This is a genomic window from Campylobacter showae (assembly GCF_963515975.1).
Lineage (GTDB): Bacteria > Campylobacterota > Campylobacteria > Campylobacterales > Campylobacteraceae > Campylobacter_A > Campylobacter_A showae_F.
Genome location: NZ_CAUPZM010000017.1, coordinates 1 through 20,537, shown reverse-complemented (window position 1 = coordinate 20,537; position 20,537 = coordinate 1). Strand labels below are relative to the sequence as shown.

Here is a 20,537-nt window from a genome sequence, read left to right as displayed (position 1 = left end):
TTATTTTTCTAGGCCGAATTTGACGGCTGCTTTAGCAAGCTCGAGAGTGGCGTCTACGAATTTATCTTTTTTCGTCGCGTACGGCAAAAATAGCGGTATCTCCGTGCAAGCCGCGATATATGCGTCAGCCTCGATAGCCGAGATCGTATCGTTAAAGAGACCCACGTACTCCTTTAGCTTATTTGCTTTTGCGCCCTTATAAATGCAGTCCATGATGTTTGACATCAAATTTTCGGGGATTTTTACGCACTCTAGGCCTGCGGCGATCAGCTCGTTTTCGTAAATTTTAGCCGCAGTCGTGCCGGTAGTGGCGATGACGGCGATCTTTTTAGCATGCGGGAAATTTGACTTTACCGACGCGGTCGCGATTTTAGCGATGTGCAGGATATTTACGCCGCACTCATCCGTTAGGCGCTTTGCAAAAAAGTGAGCCGTATTGCAAGCTATGCAGATAGCCTCGCAGCCCGCGTTTTTGAGCCTAGTCGCGGACTCTTTCATAAAAGGAAACGGATCCTCGCCTCCGTGCAGGATATACGCCGTGCGGTCCGGGATCTGCGGGTGGTTGTCGATGACGATAGGGATGTTGTCCTGGTCTTTTGCGGCATTTGTGAGTTCTACGATCTTAGCGTATAGATCTATCGTAGCTAGCGGTCCCATGCCGCCCAAAATTCCGATTCGTTTCATGAAAAAGTCCTTAAATTTAAAAAAGCCGAGAGCAAAGTCTCGGCTAAAATTAGCTCAAAATTCTTAGAGAAGAACAGGAGCGATGAGGAATGCTAGCGCAACCGAAAGAGCAACCATGATGGTGCCAGGCACGAAGAATGAGTGGTTAAATACGAATTTACCGACTCTAGTCGTTCCCGTATCGTCCATAGCGATAGCGCCCAAAGTCGTAGGATACGTAGGAAGTACGAATAGTCCTGAAACAGCGGCAAATGAAGCTACTAGGATCCAAATTTGACCTGAGTTTTCAGGCGTAGTCATACCTAGCGCAGCAGCGACCGCAGGCATCATAACGCGAGTGGTTGCAGCTTGAGAGTATAGCAAGCAGCTTAGGAAATATAGCGCGACGGCTAATATGAACGGATACTGCGTAACGATATTTTTAGCTACCTCTTTGATGCTATCGATGTGGCCGTTTACAAAAGTAGTGCCTAGCCATGCGATACCGATGACGCATATGCACGCGTTCATACCGCTTTGGAAAGTGCTGGTTGAAAGCAATTTGCTAGTGTCGACCTTACAAAGCGTAGCGATAAGGAAGCCGATAGTAAGCATAAAGCTGATGATCGCAGCATCTCTAGATAGGATAGGTTTTGCCACGATGCCAAGGCTCTTAGAAATAACGAGCGCATAGCAAACGACGACTAAAACGCCGACGGCAAATATCGCAACCGATCTTTTCGCATAAGGTTTTAGAGCTTGATACTCTACCTCTTTTATCTCTGCAACCGCGCCTCTAGCAAGTCTGTCTTGATAGATAGGGTCTTTTGAGAGGTCAAGATCGTAAAATTTATTTACGATGAAGGCCGTAATAATCATAGCTACGAAAGTAGTAGATATGCAGATGAAAAGTAGCATCGGATAGCTAACGCCAAGAGGCTCGCAAACGCCCGTCATCGCAACAAAAGCCGCAGATATAGGGCTAGCGGTGATCGCTACCTGAGACGAAACGACCGAGAGCGCAAGAGGCGCGCTAGGTTTGATGTTTTGCGTTTTAGCAACCTCTACGATAACCGGGATCATAGAAAACGCGGTGTGACCTGTGCCCGCTAGTATCGTAAGTAGATACGTAACGATAGGCGCTAGGTAGTTGATTTGTTTTGGGTTCTTACGCAAAATTTTAGATGCGACCTGGACCAAATAATCAAGTCCGCCCGCGACTTGCATCGCAGTGATGGCTGAAATAACGGACGCGATGATTAAAATAACGTCCATCGGGATATCTTTCATATCCACTTTCATACCAAGCATCGCCAAAACGACTACGCCAAGACCGCCGGCGTAACCTACGCCCATACCGCCTAGCCTAACGCCTAGGTAGATACCTCCGAGTAGGACTATAATCTGTAAAATCAGCATTATATCCATAGGAAAACTCCTTGTATTAGATTTTGTTTTTTCACTTACTAAATTTAAAAGGCGCCGAATTTTACCTCGGCGCTTTAAGACTTTTGCTCAGTTATTTGCCCATGTGAGGGTTTAGCATATTTTTAGGCTCTAGGATCTTGTCTATCTCCTCTTTTTTCAAATATCCTCTCTCCAAGCAGATATCGCCTACGGCTTTGCCTGTTTGCAACGCTTCTTTAGCGATGCTTGCAGATTTTTCGTAGCCGATGTACGGGTTAAACGCAGTTACGATACCGACTGAGCCGAGCACTGATTTTAAGCATGCTTCAGGGTTTGCAGTTAGTTTTCTGATAGCTTTTTCAGCTAGAGTTTTCATCGCGTTTTCAAGGATGAAGATCGAGTTAAATAGCGCGTAAGCGATGCCAGGCTCAAATGCGTTTAGCTCAAATTCGCCTCTCTCGCTGCAAAGCATGATGGTTACGTCGTTGCCGATTACCTCGTAGCATGCCTCGCCTACAACTTCTGCGATGACCGGGTTTACTTTACCAGGCATGATAGAGCTACCAGGCTGCATCTGAGGTAAATTTATCTCGCCAAGACCGCATCTTGGGCCTGAGTTCATTAGTCTTAAATCGTTTGCGATCTTGCTTAATCTAACGGCAGCGGTTTTTAGCGCGCCGCTAACGTGAACAAAATCTGCGGTATCTTGCGTAGCTGCTATGAAATCATCGGCAGGTTTGAAATTTACGCCTGTAATTTGGCTCAAAATTTTATGAACAGCCGCTTTATAATCAGGATGGCAGTTGATGCCCGTTCCGATCGCAGTTGCGCCCATGTTTAGCACGGCCATAGACTCTCTTGCGGCGGTGATTTTTTCGATATCGCTTTTGATGTAGCTTGCAAATGCGTTAAACGTGTTGCCAAGCGTCGTAGGAACGGCGTCTTCCAGCTCGGTTCTACCCATTTTGATGATATCTTTAAAGTCTTTTGCCTTGGCTTCTAGCTCGTTTTTAAGTAGCTCCATAGCCTTTAGAAGGTCGGTTAATTTCGCGTAAGCGGCAACTTTAATCGAACTTGGATAAGTGTCGTTGGTGCTTTGGCCTAAATTCGTATGGTCGTTTGGATGCAGATACTGATACTCGCCTTTTTTGTGTCCTAGGCTTTCAAGCGCGACGTTTGTTATAACTTCGTTTGCGTTCATATTGGTGCTAGTGCCCGCACCGCCTTGAATCATGTCTACTACGAATTGATCTAAATATTTACCCGCGATCAGCTCGTCGCACGCTTTTGCGATGGCGTCGGCTTTTTGCGCGTCTAGAACTCCGACTTCTTTGTTGGCTAAGGCCGCAGCCTTTTTGATTTGAGCAAATGCCTTAACGAAATACGGATAATCTTTAAGCGGTCGTCCGCTCATGTGGAAATTCTCAAGCGCCCTAAATGTTTGCACGCCGTAATATACATCATCAGCTATCTCTAGCTCACCTATGAAGTCGTGTTCTCTTCTGGTTCCCATATCGGTTCTCCTTGTGATGAAATTGAATAATGAAACTATAGCGCAATTAAACTGATATTTAAATTAAAAGTTTAATTTTCTATTTATTTTTTTATTACTATTTTGTTATTTTTATATATACATGTGAACTTAATTTATCTTTAGAATAGCGTAAATAACGCAATACTTTTTGCTTTTCAATATTATATATTTTTTAAATACGAGCGATAAATGTATGAGATGGTATTTCTAAATTTTAAATTATTAACTTTTTATTTTACTATTTTATACTTATAATAAAGCTTAACTTAAAATGTTATATTAATTTTTCTTGAAAGAGTTTGATGGTTTAAATTTTGATTTTTTGAGTGATTTGACAGCTATAAATTTTATATGGTTTTAAATTTGTATTTTTATTGCAGACTGACAAAAGCTTAGTTTTTTATAGTTTAAGAAATTTTCGAGCATTAAATTTAAATCTGCTTATTTTTATATACTTAGTTTTTACTTTGTTTTTTAGGCCAATGCTAATAAATTTGACAAAAGCACTTCTAGTTGCGCGCCATCGTCTAAATTTTATAAAATTTAAAGCTAAACCTTATACACATAAGACTTTATGAGGATTAATAACTTCACCACTGCCACTCAGAGGCAAACCATGCAAAATCACATATTAAAAAAGCTTAAAAGCCTTATGAAACGACGCCAACACGATAAAATTTGAATTACCGCAATATGGGCAACCTGCCAAAGCCTCCCTCAGCAGACTTGCCCATCTTAAGCTCTTTTTTATTATTATATTTTTGGCGCCAAAAAATTAAGCATTTATTCTTACATAGCGCCACTACAGCTATTCTATAGACTAATTATTATCGGTAGCTTTATAGCAAAGTACAGGAATAGAGGCTAAGGCCTTAAGACCCCAAAAACTCTACTTACATCGTCATTTTTGCTCAAGCTAAGTCTTACGATGCTATTTTCCAAAGCAACCAAGGCATGTACTACGTTTGGCTCGAGCGTAATCATATCTAGCACATCCAAGATAACATTATTTTCTCCAACGCTAAAATCTATCTTGCCGCTTAAAACCTGCACCATGATAGCGCCAGGAGCCTTATGTTCCTTCATTTGGGCACCTTTTTCTAAATTTATGCGTATTTCTTTACTGTTCGGTCCATCAAAAAGCTTAGCTACAGTAACGCCGTTAAATACGTCATTTTGCCATACAATTTTTTCCATTTATAACCTTTATTATAAAATAATAACAGGATTGTAACTCTAATTTTAGATAAAATGATTGATTTTAATTAAGCGTTTTTAAAATTTAAGAATACAGAAAGAAGGCAAAAGCCTAAAACTAGACTTTTGCAAGGAGTAAAACTATTTTTTAAGCTCTTTAATACGAGCGGCTTTACCGCGTCTATCACGTAGATAAAATAGCTTAGCACGGCGAACGCGACCTTGTCTTAGAACGGTTATGCTCTCTAGACTTTCGCTATAGATAGGGAAAATTCTCTCTACGCCTACGCTATTTGCGCCTATTTTTCTGATGATAAATGTTTCGCCAGTTCCGCTTCCGCGTCTTGCTATGCAAATACCTTCAAAATTTTGAATTCTTGCTTTATCGCCCTCTTTGATGCGGATAGCTATACGTAAAGTATCTCCAGCACGAAAATCAGGCACAGACTTTTGGGCTATTTGAGTTTGTTCAAACGCCTCGATATACTTGTTTCTCATATTTTTTCCTTAGTCGGCGGCTCAAATTTTTGGTATAAATCCGGACGAAAAAACCTAGTTTTTAAGAACGCCATATTATTTTTCAAAGCTCTGATTTTAGCATGGTCTCCCTTTAAAAACGCTGAAACTACACCAGAACCTTTGTAATCACTGGGTTTTGTAAAAGACGGAGCCTCAAGTAAATCACCTTCAAAACTTTCAACTTCAAGACTTTGATTATTTCCTAAAACGCCTTCAATATTGCGAGAAATCGCATCGGCAATACAAAGCCCCGCCAGCTCCCCTCCAGTCATCACAAAGTCGCCGATACAAAAAATTTCATCTGCGTATTTTTCTACCATTCGCTCATCTATGCCCTCATACCTACCGCAAACCAGACAAATATGTTCTTTTTTTGCCAGGCGCCTAGCATCGTTTTGGGTAAATTTTTTCCCGGCGGGCGCAAGAAAAATAGTATGAGATTTTGGCTTATTTTTTAGTAAAAATTTTAAAGCATCATCAAGAGGCTGACATGTCATGAGTAATCCTGCGCCGCCTCCAACCATATAGTCATCTACCTTTTTATGCTTATCTGCGCTAAAATCCCGAGGATTTAAAAAATCAATTGAGATAAGTTTATCTTTTACCGCACGACCCAAAATACTATCTTCAAAATAAGGTCGCACAAGGCTTTCAAAAAGCGTAACAAAGGTAAATTTCATCAGGAATTTTCTAAAATTAAGATAGCATTTTTGGTGTAAATTTTTTTATTTTCCACATCGACTTTTTCTATATAAACGTCGATATAAGGAATGTAAAAACTTTTTTCCAACCCTTTGGCAATCAAATTTTCATCGGTTTTTACTAAAAATAGATGATTTGCGCCGACTTCGTCTATATCCTCTACTTCGCCGAGTCTTTGGTTATTCTCATAAATTTCGCAACCGATGACATCAAAATAGAAAAATTCGCCCTTTTTTAGTTTGCAGTTTTTTCTAGTTTCTTCTTTTGTAGTGTAGATTGTTTTATTTGTAAGAGTTTTTGCGCTATCTATATCTTCAAAACCGTAAAAAGAGATCGTATTATTTGTATGATTGTAGTTTTTTACGACGAGTTCTTTACCGTCTTTGTCGAAAAATGTAGCATTTTTTTTAAACTGGTTAGGAAAGTCGCCTTTATTATGAAGCTTGACAAACCCCTTTAATCCTATCGTTTTGCCAAGCAATGCGACTTCTACAAGCTCACTCAAGAGGCTTTACCGTAACGCGGTATGATGTCGCATCTTTGGCTTTATAGCCCACGATTACGGTCTTTATCGCGTTTATCATCCTGCCGTCTTTGCCGATAAGCTTGCCTGTATCGACTTTATCGGCGTAGATTATCAACTCGGCAAAATTTTCGCCAAGCTCAACTCGCTCAAGTTTCACTTTATCTGGAAAATCAGCGATGAGCTTAGCGTATTCAAGTAAAAAATTTTCTACCATTTTTTAATTATTTGCTAGTTATTTTTGCAACCCTGTCACTAAGTTTCGCACCGACGCCTTTCCAATAAGCCAAACGCTCAGCGTCAAATTTTACCACCTCAGGCTCAACCATAGGGTTGTAGTATCCGATCGACTCTATCCAGCCGCCGTCTCTTCTTTTTCTGCTATCCGTTACGACTATACGATAAAAAGGTTTTTTCTTGCGTCCCATTCTCGTTAGTCTTACTACTGTTGCCATTATATTTCTCCTTCTGTTTTTTAAATAGGCTTAAATTTGGCCACGCTCGTAGCCAAATTTAAGCCCTTTAATTAGGGCGAGTGTTTTTAGCTTGGTTTAGTAAATTTCCAAGCCCTTTCAGACCTTCTTTACCAGAAAACCTCTTTGCTATTTTTGATGCGTTTTCAAACTGCTTCAAAAAGCGATTTACCTCTACTTGAGATAGTCCAGATCCCGCAGCCAAACGTCTTTTTCGGCTATTGTTTAGCAAATCAGGATTTTCACGCTCTTTTTGCGTCATCGAATTTATCATAGCTTTTATATGTAAAATTTCCTTCGAGTTATCAAGGTCGATATCTTTTATCTGATTTGCGACGCTTGATAGACCAGGTATCATACCGATTAAGCTTTTCATATTTCCGAGCTTTTTGACGCTTTCCATTTGCGATAAAAAGTCGTTAAAGTTAAACTGCCCTTTTTTGATCTTTTTATTTATTCTTTTTGCTTCTTGCTCGTCTATCACGGCGCTAGTTTTTTCAACCAACGTCGCCAAATCGCCCTCGCCCATTATGCGGCTCACGATACGCTCAGGGATAAAGCTCTCCATATCGCCGACTTTTTCGCCGATACCAACGAATCTAAGCGGTATATTTAGCTGCTTGGCTATGCCGATAGCTACGCCGCCTTTGCTGTCCGAGTCAAATTTGCTTAGCACCACGCCGCTCATTTTTAGCGCATCGTTAAACATGCTTGCGGTTTTTACGCCGTCTTGTCCGCTCATAGCGTCGGCTACGTAAAAAATTTCATGCGGCTGGAGCGCTGATTTGATATCTTTTATCTGCTTCATCAAAGCTTCGTCTATCGCTAGACGTCCCGCCGTATCGACCAAAAGTACGTCGTAAAGACCGCTTTTTGCTTTAGCTAGCGCTTGTTTAGCTACGTTTAGAGGATCGGTTTCGTTTTCTATGCTAAAAAGCTCTATCTCGTTTGCTTCACAAAGCTGACGAAGCTGCTCGACGGCCGCCAAACGCTGCAAATCGCACGCTGCGACTAAAACTTTTTTCTTTCTAAGCTTTAGATAATTAGCTAGCTTTATCGTCGTAGTGGTTTTTCCGCTACCTTGCAAGCCAGCCATTAGCACGATCGTAGGAGCTACGGGCGCAAAGACAAAGCCCTGATTACCCGGCGCGGTTAAAACCTTCGTCAAATTTGACTTTATAGCGTCTAAAAATTGCTTTTGGCCTATTCCGCTTTGCTTTAGATCGGCCTCTATGAGAGCTAGCAATTCTTTGGTAACTTTGTGATGAACATCGGCTTTTAGTAGCGCTTTTTTAAGCACGTCAAGCGCGTTATTTAGCGCTTTTTCATCGTCTACGAAACGAATTTTACTAACGGCTAAACGAAACGACTCGCTGATTTGTTCAAACACATTCTACCTTTTATTTACATTTATAGCTAAAGCGCGTATTTTATTAAATTTAAGCTTTATCGCTCTTTAAATCTCAAAATTTCTTGAAATTTCAAAACCGAGCCTGTTAAAATCACTGCTCAAATTTGACCTAAATTTATATCCTAAAAGCTCGATTTTGTAAGCATGCAGATACATTCTTGCGGATTTATTTTTAGCGTATTTTTCATCGCCGACGATCCCGTATCCCGCGTGATTTAGGTGCACTCTGATTTGGTGCGTTCTGCCGGTTTTTATCTCGACTTTTACGAGGCTTTTTTTGCCTGCGACCATAACCGGTGTCACGTGCGAAAACGCCTCTTTGCCGTTTGGCGATATCTTAGAAAACGCTCCACCCTTATTTTTTAGCGTGATTATTGGTTCGTTTACGCTAAATTCCTCGCTCACGATACCTTTTACTGCCGCTACGTACTCTTTTTTTACGCGGCAGTTTTTAAACTCCTCGATCGCTTTTTTTTGAAATTCCTCGTTTTTCACGAGCAAAAGCACGCCGCTAGTTTCCTTATCTAGCCTGTGAAGCAGAGGAAATTTATAAGTTTCGCTCACTTTTTCCGACGTTAAAAATGCCGGCTTATCAACCGCGATCAGATTTTCATCCTCAAAAATTACGCTTGGACGCGGTAGTTTTTGCACGTTAAATTTAGTCGCCGCGCTCATCATTGCGCGCGCCACGGCAATCCTTTGCCCTTTGGCGCTAACTAGGCCTGCGTCGATTAGTTCCTTTGCCTCGTTGTTTGAGATGCCTTCCTGGATCGCCAACAGTTTATAGGCTTTTTCTTCTTTCATAAATTTTCCTCAATATCTTTTAAAATCTCGCTTGCATCGCCCTTGGCGACTATTTTTGCTTTTGGTAAATTTTGCTTTAAAAGCAAACTTATCTCGCCCGCTTTTGCAAATTTTATCCCCTCCACCGCGCTATACAGGGCTTTTTGGTTAAATATAAACTCCCCGCTTATCACCGCGTTTTCAAATTGCGCCGCCTCGATCGGATTGTGTCCGCCCACGTTTGGCACGAAGCTACCGCCCAGCACGACGATGTCGCTAAATTTGTAAATATTTACCAGCTCGCCCATCGTATCGACCAGCACACACTGCGCGTCAAATTTTTTGGCTTCGCTAAATTTAGCAAAACTAAGTCCGTTTTTTGCGGCAAATTTAGCCAAAATCTCGCTCGCTTCGCCAAACCTCTCCGGATGGCGCGGCACGAGTATCAGCTTATCGTTTGCGCTCAAATTTAAATTACGCAAAATCAACTCCTCTTCGCCCGCATGAGTACTAGCCAGCACGATCACGCGCTCTTTTGGTTTGGCGTAAATTTTACTCGGGCTTGGTAAAAAGGCTGATTTTATATTTCCGCTAACGACGATATTTTTAGCGCCGAGCCACTCCAGACGCTCTTTATCTAGATCGCTTTGAGCGTAAATTTTATCTATAAATTTAAACAAATACCTATAAAAAAAGCCAAATTTTAGATAGCTTTTGTAGCTCCTATCAGAAATCCTAGCGTTTATCAAAATGACGCGAGAACCTTTAAATTTAGCCCAAAAAACAAGCCCCAACCAAAGCTCGGCCTCAAAAATAACCGTTATCTTAGCAGGCTTTAGCCAAAACGGTAAAAATATCTCAAACGGCAAAAAGCGCGTATTTTGCGTGATTTTTTTCGCCTCGTCAAATCCCGTTTTGGTTACGACCGAGACTGCGACCGCATCTTTAAATCTACTAACTAGCGGCGCGATAGAACGTACCTCACCGAAACTGCACGCGTGAAAATGCACGCGAGAGGCGTCAAATTTGGGATTTTTAAACAAAAAAAATCTAGCGGGGATCGAGGCTCTGTACTTTTTCTTAAAAGCTAAAATCGCAAGCGGTAAAGCCCCCAAGGCAAACGCCGCGAGGACTAAAACGTAATAAATTATTATCAAATTTAAAGGCTAGTTCGCCGCTTCTTTGTATAAAATTCGGCCGCAATGAGGGCAGGTCACGATATCTTCGCCCTTGATGACGGCAGAATAAGTCTTGTCGTTTATCTGCATAAAGCAGCCGTAGCAGGCCTGCTTTTTGACCGGTACGACGGCGGTGTTGTGCGCCCATTTGCGGATTTTCTCGTAAAAGGTCAAGATTTTTTGATTCATCTCGCCGACTAGCTTATTTTTCTTAGCGTATATTTCGTCTCTTTGCTGCTCGATGGCGCCGACCTCAGCCGAGATTTCGCTCTCGATCTTGGTCAAATTTTCGCTAAGCTCCGCAGCCTTAGCCTCAAGCTCGCTTTTTAGCACATTTTTGCTGTCTATGATTTTTTCTAGTCTTTCGACCTCTTCGTTTGCGGCCTCTAGCTGCTCTTTAGCTAGCTCGTCTTCTAGTTGAAGCGCTTTTATCTCTTTTTCGGTTTTTGCAGCACCGCTCTTTTTAGCGACGTCTTTTATCTTCGCGCTAAATTCGGCTATGTGCGCGTTGGTTTGAGATTTTTGATTTTTTAGCTCGGTCACGCTCGTAGCCGCTTCCTCGATCTGCGCTAAAATCGCCGCCTGCTCGTCCTTAGTCGCTTTTAAAACGCTTTGAACCTTCTCGAGGCGCGGGGTAAAATCGTCGATATCTTTATCGATGTTTGAGAGCTCGACTAGCTGTTCTAAATATTTATTCATCTTTTTCCTTTAACTGTATGAAAACGGGTTTTTTGAGTTGGATATTATAGTAGGAATCGGCAAAATTTGCAAATATTTTGCAAGCGACTCCCCAAAATACCGCTCGCTCTCGTAATGGCCGATGTCTATCAATTTTAAATTATTATGCGAGGCTTCAAGCGCTTGATGGTATTTCAAATCGCCCGTCAAAAAGACGTCAGCCTTTACTTCGCCGATCAAATCGCCGCCGCTTCCCGTACAAAACGCAAGGCGCTTTACCTGCGTATTGCGGTCAAATTTTCGCCCCTTACAAACTCTTAAATGGCTCAAATTTAGCTTTGTTTTTACCCTCTCGCAAAGCTCGTCAAAGCTCAAATTTACATCCGCATAAAGCACGAATCCGTCGCGCTCCTTTGGCATAAAGCCCAAAATTTCGCTTAGCACGTATTCGTTTAGATGGCTTAGATCATAATTAGTATGCATAGCGATTAGGCTTAAATTTTTAACCATCATCTTTGCGATTAGACTGCTTGGATATTTGTCCAAATTTAGCGATTTTAGCCCTTTAAAAATGAGCGGATGATGCGTAATGATAAGCGAATTTGGCTGCGCCTCGTTCAAAAGCTCGTCATCGATGTCAAGACTAAGATAAACGCGCTGCGCGCTCGCCTCAAAGGAGCCCACTAGCAGTCCGCTATTGTCCCACTCCTCTTGACTCGCAAAGGGGCTAATCTCGTCTAAAATTTTATAAATTTCGCCGATTTTCATCAAATTTTATTCGCCCTTCGCGTCGTTTTGGGCAGCGGCATCGATGCTGGCTTTATATGTCAGAGCGCACTCTTTGGCCAGCTCGCGGATTTTTAGGATATAGTCTTGCCTTTGCGTTACGCTGATAGCTCCGCGCGCGTCAAGGACGTTAAACGTATGCGCCGCAAGCATGCAATAATCATACGCAGGCAGCGAAATTTTGGCCTCCAAGCAGCGTTTGCACTCGCCGAATGCGTTTTCAAACTGGCGGAACAGCATATCTACGTCTGCGATTTCAAAGTTATATTTGCTCCACTCAAATTCGCCCTGCTTATGCACGTCGGCGTAGGTCACGATGTTGCCGCCTCTATCGTCCCAAACGATATCATAGACGCTATTTACGTCCTGCAAATACATCGCAAGACGCTCTAGGCCGTAAGTGATCTCAGCCGAAACCAGCTCGCACGCGATGCCGCCAACTTGCTGAAAATACGTAAACTGCGTCACCTCCATACCGTCTAGCCAGACCTCCCAGCCTAGCCCCCAAGCGCCAAGCGTCGGGCTCTCCCAGTTATCCTCGACGAAGCGGATGTCGTGATTTTTTAAATTTAATCCGAGCTTTTCAAGGCTTTTTAGATAAAGCTCCTGTATATTTTCCGGGCTTGGTTTAATGAGCACCTGAAACTGATAATAAGCACCCAGGCGGTTTGGGTTTTCGCCGTATCTACCGTCGGTCGGGCGGCGAGATGGGGCGACATACGCCGTCGCCCACGGCTTTGGCCCCAGGCTCCTTAAAAAAGTCGCCTGATGATAGGTGCCCGCGCCCGCAGGCATATCGTAAGGCTGCAGTATCACGCAACCCTGCTCGCGCCAGTAGTTTTGCAACGTCAAAATAATCTCTGAAAACGTCATATTTCTTCCTTTTTAAAATTTTATTTTAGATAATGTATAACCGCGCCAGGCCCCAAAGGCAGGTCAAAAACGTACCAAACCGATATCAGCGCCGCCCACGAGATCAAAAACGCGACCGTGTAGGGTAGCATTATCGAGACTACCGAGCCGATTTTTAGCCCCTTGTCGTAGCGCTGCATAAACGCCACTATCAGCACGAAAAACGGCATCAAAGGCGTGACGATATTCGTCGTCGAGTCGCCTATCCTAAAAGCAGCCTGCGTTAGCTCGGGCGAGAGGCCTAGATTCATAAACATCGGCACGAAAATAGGCGCCATCATCGCCCATTTAGCCGAATCCACGGCGATAAATAAATTTATAAACGCGATCACGACTATAAAGATGATAATTAGGCTAAGCCCGGTTAGACCGATATCTTTTAAGAAAACCGAGCCTTTTATCGATAGCACCAGCCCGATGTTCGAGGCGTTAAACAGATAAGTAAACTGAGCCGCGAAAAATATCAAAACCAAAAATCCCGATAGCTCGGCGACGGCTTGCTCCATAAATTTGACCGCATCGCCGCTGTTTTTTATCGTCCCGGCTCCGACGCCGTAAGCCGCGCCCGCCACTATAAAAAACAGCATCATAAAAATGATGATAGAGTGCATGAAAACGGACTTCGTAAAGCTCTCGCCCTCTTTTGCGCCAAAGAGCGAATTTGACGGTAAAAGCGCCGCTAGCAAAAGGACCATAAAAATAACCGACGCGATGAGGGCAAATTTTAGCCCGCGTCTTTGCTCTGCGCTTATCTCGCCGCGCTCGTCTAAATTTAGCACGCCTTCAAAGCTAAATTTACCCAGCCTAGGCTCGACGATCCTATCCGTAACAAACGAGCCCACTATCACGATCAAAAAGGTCGATGCGATCATAAAATACCAATTTGCCGTAGCTAAAACGACGTAGTCGGGATTTAGCACGCTAGCTGCCTGCGTAGAAAACGCCGCGAACATCGGATCGTTCGTGCCGATTAGCAGATTTGCCGACCAGCCACCGCTAACGCCTGCAAAAGCCGCCGCAAGTCCCGCGATAGGATGGCGTCCGAAGCCGGCAAATAAAATAGCTCCGAGCGGTATCAGCACGACGTAGCCGACTGAGGAGGCGACGTTGGACATCACGCCCAAAAAGATCACGATAGGAGTTACCCATTTTTTGGACGAATTTAGGGCGATTTTTTTAACCAGCGCCGATAAAAGCCCGGCCTTATCCGCCACGCCGATACCCAAAATGATCGCAAAAACCACGCCAAGGGGATAAAAACCGGTAAAGTTTTTAAGCATGGACGAGACAAAGGTCCTGATACTATCAGCCGAGAGCAAATTTACGACGCTTGCGCTTAGCTGCGAGATCTGCCCGTCCTTGATAGCCTGGTAGCTGACGCCAACTCCGAGCCTCTCCAGCACAAACGACAGCAAAATCGTGATAACCGAAAGATAGACGAAAAGCATGGTGGGATTAGGCAGCTTGTTGCCGAATTTTTCGATAAAACCTAAGATCGATCCGCTATTTTTGTTGTCCATTTTTTCCTAATCTAAAACCGAGATATAAATTTTTATCCCGTCGCTGCCGTAAAGCTCAAAGTCTGTTTCGTAGGCTCTTTTTAGCTTCGAGCTTTCAAAATATTTCCAAATTTCTCCCCAAAATTTCGCTACGTTTTGCGGCTCGCATGGAAAGCTAAAAAAGGCGTATTTGCCGCTTTTTATCTCTAAAATTTCGCCGCCCGAACAAAGCGATTTAGTTCCGATAAATAAATCGTAAAGCCCGTTTACGCCGTTTTCGTAACTGCAATAAACGCCGTAAATTTCGCTTTTGCCGTCATAGACTTCTTTCATAAATTTCGCCCACAATGCCGGAATTTTACCGTCGCCGTTAATCTCGTCGGCATTTTTAGTGCGAGTTTTTAGTCCGTAAATTTTAAAACCCTCTACCGCTAAAATTTCCACGACTACTCCTTGTCGCCTTTAAAATTTTCAACCGCTTTGTTCCACATAAGTTTATATTTTCGTTTTAAAAACTCGACTTCGTCTTGCGAATTTTTTAGCTGCTTCGTGAGTGTCTCGACCGTTTTTCTATCCTCGTCGTAGAGTTCTTGCATCGAGATTAGCGCCTCTTTTAAAAACTTATTTTCGTTGCGCAGGGTCTCTAGCGTTTCGTCTTTAGCATCAAGCACCTTTTCGTGCAAATTTAATATCGTGCCGATCGTCTTTTCCACGAAGCTAAAGCCGTCGGCACCGATCTGGGGCGCAGGTACGGCCACGACGTTAGGCACCACGCTCATCGTGCCCTGGCTAGCCTCTATGAGGATCTCGCCGCCTTCTTCTTTCGTATTTAGCACGCCGCGGTTTATCATCCCCTCGATTACCTCGCGCTCTAGGTGCACGAGCTTGCAAAATTCGTCTATACTTAAGTATGTCTGCATATTTGCTCCTTTAGGCGAGTAAAACTTCCACCTTCGCCGAGTCATCCTCCACCTGCTTGGCTTTGGCTGCTCGGTCGGCTTTTAATGTCTCGTCTAGATTTTGATCGTTTAGGGCTAAAATTTGTAGCGCCAGGTAGGCTGCGTTTACCGCGCCGGCCTTGCCGATCGCCACCGTGCCCACAGGCATACCGCCTGGCATCTGCACGGTGGAGTATAGAGCGTCCACGCCGCTAAGCGCCGAGCCTGCCATCGGTATGCCGATCACAGGGCGAGTGGTGTTTGCTGCGATAGCGCCTGCTAAATGCGCCGCCATGCCGGCTGCCGCGATAAAGACCTGCGCGCCCTTTTCCTCGGCTGCGGCGACGTATTCGCTCGTTCGCTTCGGGCTCCTGTGTGCCGAGCTGATGATTAGCTCGTAAGGGACGTTAAATTTTTCAAGCACCTTTGCCGCCTCGCTAACTACGTCGTAGTCGCTCTTGCTTCCCATTATTATAGATACGAATTTCATTTTATTTCCTCTCTTAAAAAGCTAAATTTAGGCAGCCTCGCGCCCAAATTTACTTCGTTTTCGTTGCCACTATGGATCTCGGCTATCTCTTTGCCTTTTTTGGTTACTAGTTTTTTAAATTTGATAAATTTCTTGCCGTCGCGACCGAAAATTTGCGAGATTTCGCTCTCGCACTCATCTATCTGCGAGCCCAGCGGCGCTACGATCTCATACTCGCTACCCGGGAAAATTTTATATTTGCATTTAAAAAACTCGCCGTCAATAGTCATGGCGTTTACCTGATGAGTCCCCTCCTCTAGGCTGCTGGCGTGATTTTGCGTATCAGCCTTTTCAAACGGGCGATTTACCAGGTAGCCGTCGGTAAAGCCGCGATTTTTTAGCGTATTTAGCTCTCCGGCGTAAATTTGAGCGTCGAATTTTCCCGCCGCTGCGTCGTCGACGGCCATGCGGTAGGCTCTAGTCGCACAGGCGGCGTAGTATTCGCTTTTTGTGCGGCCTTCGATCTTTAGGCTATCGACCGCGCCGCTTTCGATGATATCTTTGATGTGCGCGGATAAATTTAAATCCTTCGAGTTCATCACGTGCGTACCGCCTTCTTCGTCCTCCTCGAGGCGAAACAGCGTCCCGCTCTCGGGGTTTTTGGCGTAGAGTTCGTATTTAAACCTGCAGTCGTTTGCGCAGCTTCCACGATTTGACTGGCGGCCGCTTTGCACCGCGCTAACCAAGCAGCGCCCCGAGTATGCGAAGCACATCGAGCCGTGTACGAAAATTTCGATATCTAGCGTCGGGATTTGCTCTTTTATCTTTACGACGTCTTTTAGGCTCATTTCGCGCGCTACGACGATGCGTTTTGCGCCCATTTCGTGGTAGATTTTAGCGTCAAGCGCATTCATGACGTTTGCCTGCGTCGAGAGGTGTATCTCAATCTCGGGCGCGATCTCTTTTGCTAGGCTCATGACGCCCGGAGTCGCGATGATAAAGGCATCTGGCTTCATCACAGAAATCGTTTGCAAGTGGCGTTTTAGCGGCTCGATTTGCGAATTAAAAGGAAACGCGTTTACCGTCGCGTAAAATTTCTTGCCCTTTGCGTGCGTGTATTCGATGGCTTCTTTAAAGGTTTCAAGGTTAAATTCACGCGCCGAACGAGTGCGAAGCGAAAAGCTCGCCACCGATGCGTAAACCGCGTCCGCGCCGTACTCTAGAGCTATTTTTAGCTTGGTTAAATTCCCCGCGGGAGATAAAAGCTCGGGCTTTAGCACTATTTTTTGCCCAAACTTTCTATCAGAGCTTCGATATCGTCGTTACTGACGAGGTTTTCCGTGTGCGTATCGCCAGCGATATGTACGGCCGAGGCCACGCGCTTCTCGTCGTCGATCTTGCCCTCAAACAGGCTGCTCATATACTTGCTAAGCGCACGCATGACGTTAATTACACGCTCGATCTTTTGACGGTGGATGTCTTGATACTGCATCATATCCATCGCCATCATTATCTCGTCTTCGGCCATTCTGACGTTATCTAGCGTCGTTTCGGCGGAGCTTTTTAGGGCGTTATTTTTTTCTAGTGCATCGGAAAACGCGGCGATATTTGGGAATTTCTCGTGTAGTTTGGTAAAAATTTCGATATTAGCCTCTATACCGCCGATAATCTCGCTAAGTCCGCTCTCCGCGTCCATAGAAAAGTTATTGATCGCATCAAGCTTATCAAACATCTGCGTGGCTTTTTCCTCGCTATCCTTTGTGACGTCGTCTAGCTGGTGAACCATCTTGTGATCGTCCGTCGGTGGAGGCGGAGGCCACGGCATGTTCGAGGATATACGCATCTCGGTGCCCTCGTAGTTTATTATCTGTTCACTCGGCGCCGGATCGGTTTTTTTCGCGCTCTCTTCCGCAGGCGGCGCAATTTCTTCCGCTGTTTCCTCGCCGATCTCTTCATCTTCAAAATCGCCCGCCATCAAGGCGTCAAGTTCTTCTTGCGTCATAAAATCTCCTATTTAAATTTGGGCTGATTATATAGAAAATTAACGAAATATAAGTTTAAAAACCCAAACTTTATCCTTAAATTTATTAAATTTTAGGTAGCATTTGCAAAATATTTAAGGATAAAAATGAGAGTCGATCTGCACAACCACACGCCGCTTTGCAAACACGCCGTAGATGAGCCTAGAGAGTATGTTTTAAGCGCGATAAATTCAAACTGCGAGTATTTTGGCTTTAGCGATCACGCGCCGATGAAATTTGACGAGGCGTACCGTATGGAATTTTCGCAAATACCCTCTTACGAGAGCGAAATTTTGCGCCTCAGAGACGAATTTGACGGGCGGATTAAAATTTTGCTGGGATACGAAGTCGATTTTTTAGAGGGCTTTATGGACGAGCGGGTTTTAGGGCGCAAGGTCGATTACCTCATCGGTTCGGTGCATTTTTTGGGCGGCTGGGGCTTTGACAATCCCGAATTTATCGGCGAATACAAAAAACGCGACATAGATCAAATTTGGCGGGATTATTTTTACTGCGTCGAAAAGATGGCAAAGTCGGGTAAATTTGACATAGTCGGGCATTTGGATTTGCTAAAGGTATTTAAATTTATGCCAAAAACCGACGTTAGACTCCTCGCCAAAGACGCAATCGAGGCTATAAAAAAGGCAAATTTGACGGTGGAGATAAATGCGGCCGGCTTTAGAAAACCGGTCGGAGAGCAGTATCCGAGCGTAAATTTACTAGAAATGATCGCCGAAAAAAAAATCCCTATCACGTTTGGCTCGGACGCGCACACTAAGGACCAAGTCGGTCTAAACGGCGAAAAATGCGAGCAAATCGCTAGAAATTTAGGCTTTAGCAAGTGTGCGGTATTTCAAAACCGCGATAGAGAATTTGTAAAATTTTAGATCGGGTAGAAAAAATTATTTAAATTAATCTTAAAAGTAAAATTTTATGATAAAATTACAAAATCAATAAACACAGGAGCGAAAAATGGGAAAATTCGTAAAAAGTGTCGATCATTTTTTTGATTTTTGCAAAGAACACGAGGTCAAATTCGTGGATTTTAGATTTACCGATATGAACGGCGCTTGGCACAGCATATCTTATAACATAAAATTCGTAGAAAAAGATCACTTCGTAAACGGCATACCGATGGATGCGAGCTCGCTAGGAGGATGGCAACCGATCGAAAGAAGCGATATGCTGATGTGCCCCGAGGCAACTAGCGCCTTTTTAGATCCATTTACCGCCGACGTTACGGTCGTGGTTTTTGCCGATATTTACGACATTTACAAGGGTCAAATTTACGAAAAATGCCCGCGCTCGATAGCCAAAAAAGCTATGGCCTACGTCAAAGAAAGCGGCATGGGCGATGTGGCGTATTTTGGGCCGGAGAATGAGTTTTTTATATTTGATAACGTAAAAATAGTAGACAGCCCAAACTGTGCGATGTTTGAAGTAGATAGCGAAGAAGGCGAGTGGAACGATGCTAGAGACTTTAAAGACAGCTACAACACCGGCCACCGCCCAAGAAGAAAAGGCGGCTATCTAATGACGCAACCGACCGACAGCATGGTTGATCTGCGCGCCGAGATGATGCAGGTTTTAGAGCAAGTCGGCCTTGAAGTCATGCTAGGACACCACGAGGTCGCGCAAGGACAAGGCGAGCTGGGGGTTAAATTCGGGACCCTTCTTGAAGCGGCCGATAACGTGCAAATTTACAAATACGTCGTCAAAATGGTCGCCCACCTAAACGGCAAAACGGCGACATTTATGCCAAAACCGCTATACGGCGATAACGGTAGCGGCATGCACGTGCATCAGTCGGTGTGGAAAGACGGCAAAAATTTATTCTACGGCGAAGGAAAATACGCAAATTTGAGCGATTTTGCGCGCTGGTACATCGGCGGAATCTTAAAACACGCAAGGAGCGTCGCGGCCTTTACAAACCCTAGCACAAACAGCTACAAACGCTTGATTCCGGGCTTTGAGGCGCCGTCAATCCTAACGTATTCTAGCCAAAACCGCTCCGCCTCGATCCGTATCCCATACGGCTCGGGAGAAAAATCGGTCCGCGCCGAAATGCGCTTCCCTGACGGTACGGCAAACCCGTATTTGGCATTTTCAGCGATGCTGATGGCGGGACTTGACGGCGTAAAACACAAGATGGAACCGGTCGGCCCGATGGATGAAAATTTATTTAAACTCACGCTTGACGAGATCCGCGAACGCGGTATCGAGCAGCTCCCACACACGCTAAGAGGTAGCCTTGAGGCGCTAATTCGCGACAACGAATACCTACGCCCGATCATGACTCCGACGTTTATAAACGCGTATCAGCATTATAAATTCGAGAGTCAAGTGTGGCCTTACGAAGCGCGACCTACTCCATACGAGTTTAAAACCTGCTTTTCTTGCTAAATTTAAGGGATTGCAAAATCCCTTTTTAGTTTTTCGGTCAAATTTCGCCTTTTTAAATTTGGGTCAAATTTGACTTTTTTTGTGATTTTAACGAACGCGAAATTTGTTAGATTAAATCAAATTTGCGGCTAAATTTAAAAAACAGCGGCTTTTTGTCTTGACAAATCAGCCTTTTTTATATATAATCACGTTTCGTTTTTTGAAAAATGTCTTGTTAGCTCAGTCGGTAGAGCATTTCACTTTTAATGAAGGGGTCGCTGGTTCGAGTCCAGCACAGGACACCATTTTTTACATAGACCCTTTCGTCTAGTGGCCCAGGACTCTACTCTCTCAGTGTAGCAACAGAGGTTCAAATCCTTTAAGGGTCGCCACGATTTAGTCTTTTTGGTCGCTTAGCTCAGTTGGTAGAGCGCCACCCTTACAAGGTGGATGTCATAAGTT

23 protein-coding genes and 2 tRNA genes are annotated in these 20,537 nt (G+C 44.1%); 4 read left to right on the top strand and 21 right to left on the bottom strand.

The annotated features are described in order from the left end of the window. The 21 genes from cuyB to RWM02_RS07025 form a co-directional block, all read right to left on the bottom strand. Positions 1–684: a cysteate racemase gene (gene cuyB, locus RWM02_RS07125; protein WP_314070539.1), complete on the bottom strand. Its 684-nt coding sequence runs from the start codon at positions 682–684 to the stop codon at positions 1–3. Between the two features lie 63 nt (positions 685–747). Continuing rightward, positions 748–2,091 carry an anaerobic C4-dicarboxylate transporter gene (locus RWM02_RS07120; RefSeq protein WP_122862153.1) on the bottom strand — a complete coding sequence of 448 codons (1,344 nt, stop codon included), beginning with the start codon at positions 2,089–2,091 and terminating at the stop codon, positions 748–750. Between the two features lie 91 nt (positions 2,092–2,182). Then, complete coding sequence (locus RWM02_RS07115; RefSeq protein WP_314070537.1) at positions 2,183–3,583, bottom strand: aspartate ammonia-lyase; 1,401 nt, start codon at positions 3,581–3,583, stop codon at positions 2,183–2,185. A gap of 885 nt (positions 3,584–4,468) precedes the next feature. Further along, entirely contained in the window at positions 4,469–4,801 is a 333-nt protein-coding gene (locus RWM02_RS07110) for a cupin domain-containing protein (RefSeq protein ID WP_314070535.1), read from the bottom strand. A gap of 141 nt (positions 4,802–4,942) precedes the next feature. Further along, on the bottom strand, positions 4,943–5,299 hold the full coding sequence (rplS, locus tag RWM02_RS07105) for a 50S ribosomal protein L19 (protein ID WP_122862150.1): 357 nt from the start codon (positions 5,297–5,299) through the stop codon (positions 4,943–4,945). Continuing rightward, the gene (trmD, locus tag RWM02_RS07100) at positions 5,296–6,000 is read right to left on the bottom strand and encodes a tRNA (guanosine(37)-N1)-methyltransferase TrmD (protein ID WP_122862149.1); all 705 of its coding nucleotides are present in this window, start codon (positions 5,998–6,000) and stop codon (positions 5,296–5,298) included. The genes rplS and trmD overlap by 4 nt, the downstream gene beginning before the upstream one ends. Further along, positions 6,000–6,527 (bottom strand): ribosome maturation factor RimM, encoded by a 528-nt coding sequence (gene rimM, locus RWM02_RS07095; RefSeq protein ID WP_122862148.1) that lies wholly within the window; start codon positions 6,525–6,527, stop codon positions 6,000–6,002. Before rimM ends, trmD begins: the two co-directional genes overlap by 1 nt. Continuing rightward, positions 6,520–6,762, bottom strand: a complete 243-nt coding sequence (locus tag RWM02_RS07090) for a KH domain-containing protein (RefSeq protein ID WP_002946320.1) — start codon at positions 6,760–6,762, stop codon at positions 6,520–6,522. The genes rimM and RWM02_RS07090 overlap by 8 nt, the downstream gene beginning before the upstream one ends. Before the next feature lie 7 nt (positions 6,763–6,769). Further along, positions 6,770–7,000 carry a 30S ribosomal protein S16 gene (gene rpsP, locus RWM02_RS07085; RefSeq protein ID WP_002951203.1) on the bottom strand — a complete coding sequence of 77 codons (231 nt, stop codon included), beginning with the start codon at positions 6,998–7,000 and terminating at the stop codon, positions 6,770–6,772. Positions 7,001–7,067: 67 nt separating this feature from the next. Further along, the gene (gene ffh, locus RWM02_RS07080) at positions 7,068–8,408 is read right to left on the bottom strand and encodes a signal recognition particle protein (RefSeq protein WP_314070531.1); all 1,341 of its coding nucleotides are present in this window, start codon (positions 8,406–8,408) and stop codon (positions 7,068–7,070) included. Positions 8,409–8,474: 66 nt separating this feature from the next. Next, positions 8,475–9,233, bottom strand: coding sequence for an RluA family pseudouridine synthase (locus RWM02_RS07075; RefSeq protein WP_297941270.1), 759 nt, complete (start codon positions 9,231–9,233; stop codon positions 8,475–8,477). Then, positions 9,230–10,369, bottom strand: coding sequence for a lipid IV(A) 3-deoxy-D-manno-octulosonic acid transferase (gene waaA, locus RWM02_RS07070; protein ID WP_314070528.1), 1,140 nt, complete (start codon positions 10,367–10,369; stop codon positions 9,230–9,232). Before waaA ends, RWM02_RS07075 begins: the two co-directional genes overlap by 4 nt. Positions 10,370–10,378: 9 nt before the next feature. Beyond that, a complete protein-coding gene (locus RWM02_RS07065; protein ID WP_314070526.1) occupies positions 10,379–11,089 on the bottom strand; it encodes a zinc ribbon domain-containing protein in 711 nt (236 codons plus the stop codon). Positions 11,090–11,098: 9 nt separating this feature from the next. Continuing rightward, a complete protein-coding gene (locus RWM02_RS07060) occupies positions 11,099–11,836 on the bottom strand; it encodes a Nif3-like dinuclear metal center hexameric protein (RefSeq protein ID WP_314070524.1) in 738 nt (245 codons plus the stop codon). Between the two features lie 6 nt (positions 11,837–11,842). Beyond that, positions 11,843–12,727, bottom strand: coding sequence for a glycine--tRNA ligase subunit alpha (gene glyQ / locus RWM02_RS07055; RefSeq protein WP_002946299.1), 885 nt, complete (start codon positions 12,725–12,727; stop codon positions 11,843–11,845). 20 nt (positions 12,728–12,747) lie between these two features. After that, complete coding sequence (locus RWM02_RS07050) at positions 12,748–14,286, bottom strand: AbgT family transporter (protein WP_314070521.1); 1,539 nt, start codon at positions 14,284–14,286, stop codon at positions 12,748–12,750. A 6-nt stretch (positions 14,287–14,292) separates the two neighbouring features. Continuing rightward, positions 14,293–14,709: a GyrI-like domain-containing protein gene (locus RWM02_RS07045; protein ID WP_314070519.1), complete on the bottom strand. Its 417-nt coding sequence runs from the start codon at positions 14,707–14,709 to the stop codon at positions 14,293–14,295. A gap of 2 nt (positions 14,710–14,711) precedes the next feature. Beyond that, on the bottom strand, positions 14,712–15,185 hold the full coding sequence (locus tag RWM02_RS07040; protein WP_314070517.1) for a DUF3972 domain-containing protein: 474 nt from the start codon (positions 15,183–15,185) through the stop codon (positions 14,712–14,714). A 10-nt stretch (positions 15,186–15,195) separates the two neighbouring features. Next, the gene (gene purE / locus RWM02_RS07035; RefSeq protein ID WP_314070516.1) at positions 15,196–15,693 is read right to left on the bottom strand and encodes a 5-(carboxyamino)imidazole ribonucleotide mutase; all 498 of its coding nucleotides are present in this window, start codon (positions 15,691–15,693) and stop codon (positions 15,196–15,198) included. Continuing rightward, positions 15,690–16,952: a peptidase U32 family protein gene (locus tag RWM02_RS07030; protein WP_314070515.1), complete on the bottom strand. Its 1,263-nt coding sequence runs from the start codon at positions 16,950–16,952 to the stop codon at positions 15,690–15,692. The genes purE and RWM02_RS07030 overlap by 4 nt, the downstream gene beginning before the upstream one ends. After that, entirely contained in the window at positions 16,952–17,674 is a 723-nt protein-coding gene (locus tag RWM02_RS07025; protein ID WP_314070513.1) for a chemotaxis protein, read from the bottom strand. Before RWM02_RS07025 ends, RWM02_RS07030 begins: the two co-directional genes overlap by 1 nt. Positions 17,675–17,800: 126 nt before the next feature. Between RWM02_RS07025 and RWM02_RS07020 the strand changes: the two genes are divergently transcribed. The 4 genes from RWM02_RS07020 to RWM02_RS07005 all read left to right on the top strand — a co-directional run bounded on the left by RWM02_RS07020 (position 17,801) and on the right by RWM02_RS07005 (position 20,467). Continuing rightward, on the top strand, positions 17,801–18,580 hold the full coding sequence (locus RWM02_RS07020) for a histidinol-phosphatase (RefSeq protein ID WP_122862136.1): 780 nt from the start codon (positions 17,801–17,803) through the stop codon (positions 18,578–18,580). 85 nt (positions 18,581–18,665) lie between these two features. Continuing rightward, on the top strand, positions 18,666–20,096 hold the full coding sequence (gene glnA, locus RWM02_RS07015; protein ID WP_002946283.1) for a type I glutamate--ammonia ligase: 1,431 nt from the start codon (positions 18,666–18,668) through the stop codon (positions 20,094–20,096). A 208-nt stretch (positions 20,097–20,304) separates the two neighbouring features. Continuing rightward, positions 20,305–20,380: transfer RNA gene (locus tag RWM02_RS07010), tRNA-Lys, on the top strand. 11 nt (positions 20,381–20,391) lie between these two features. Then, positions 20,392–20,467: transfer RNA gene (locus tag RWM02_RS07005), tRNA-Glu, on the top strand. Positions 20,468–20,537 lie beyond the last annotated feature (70 nt).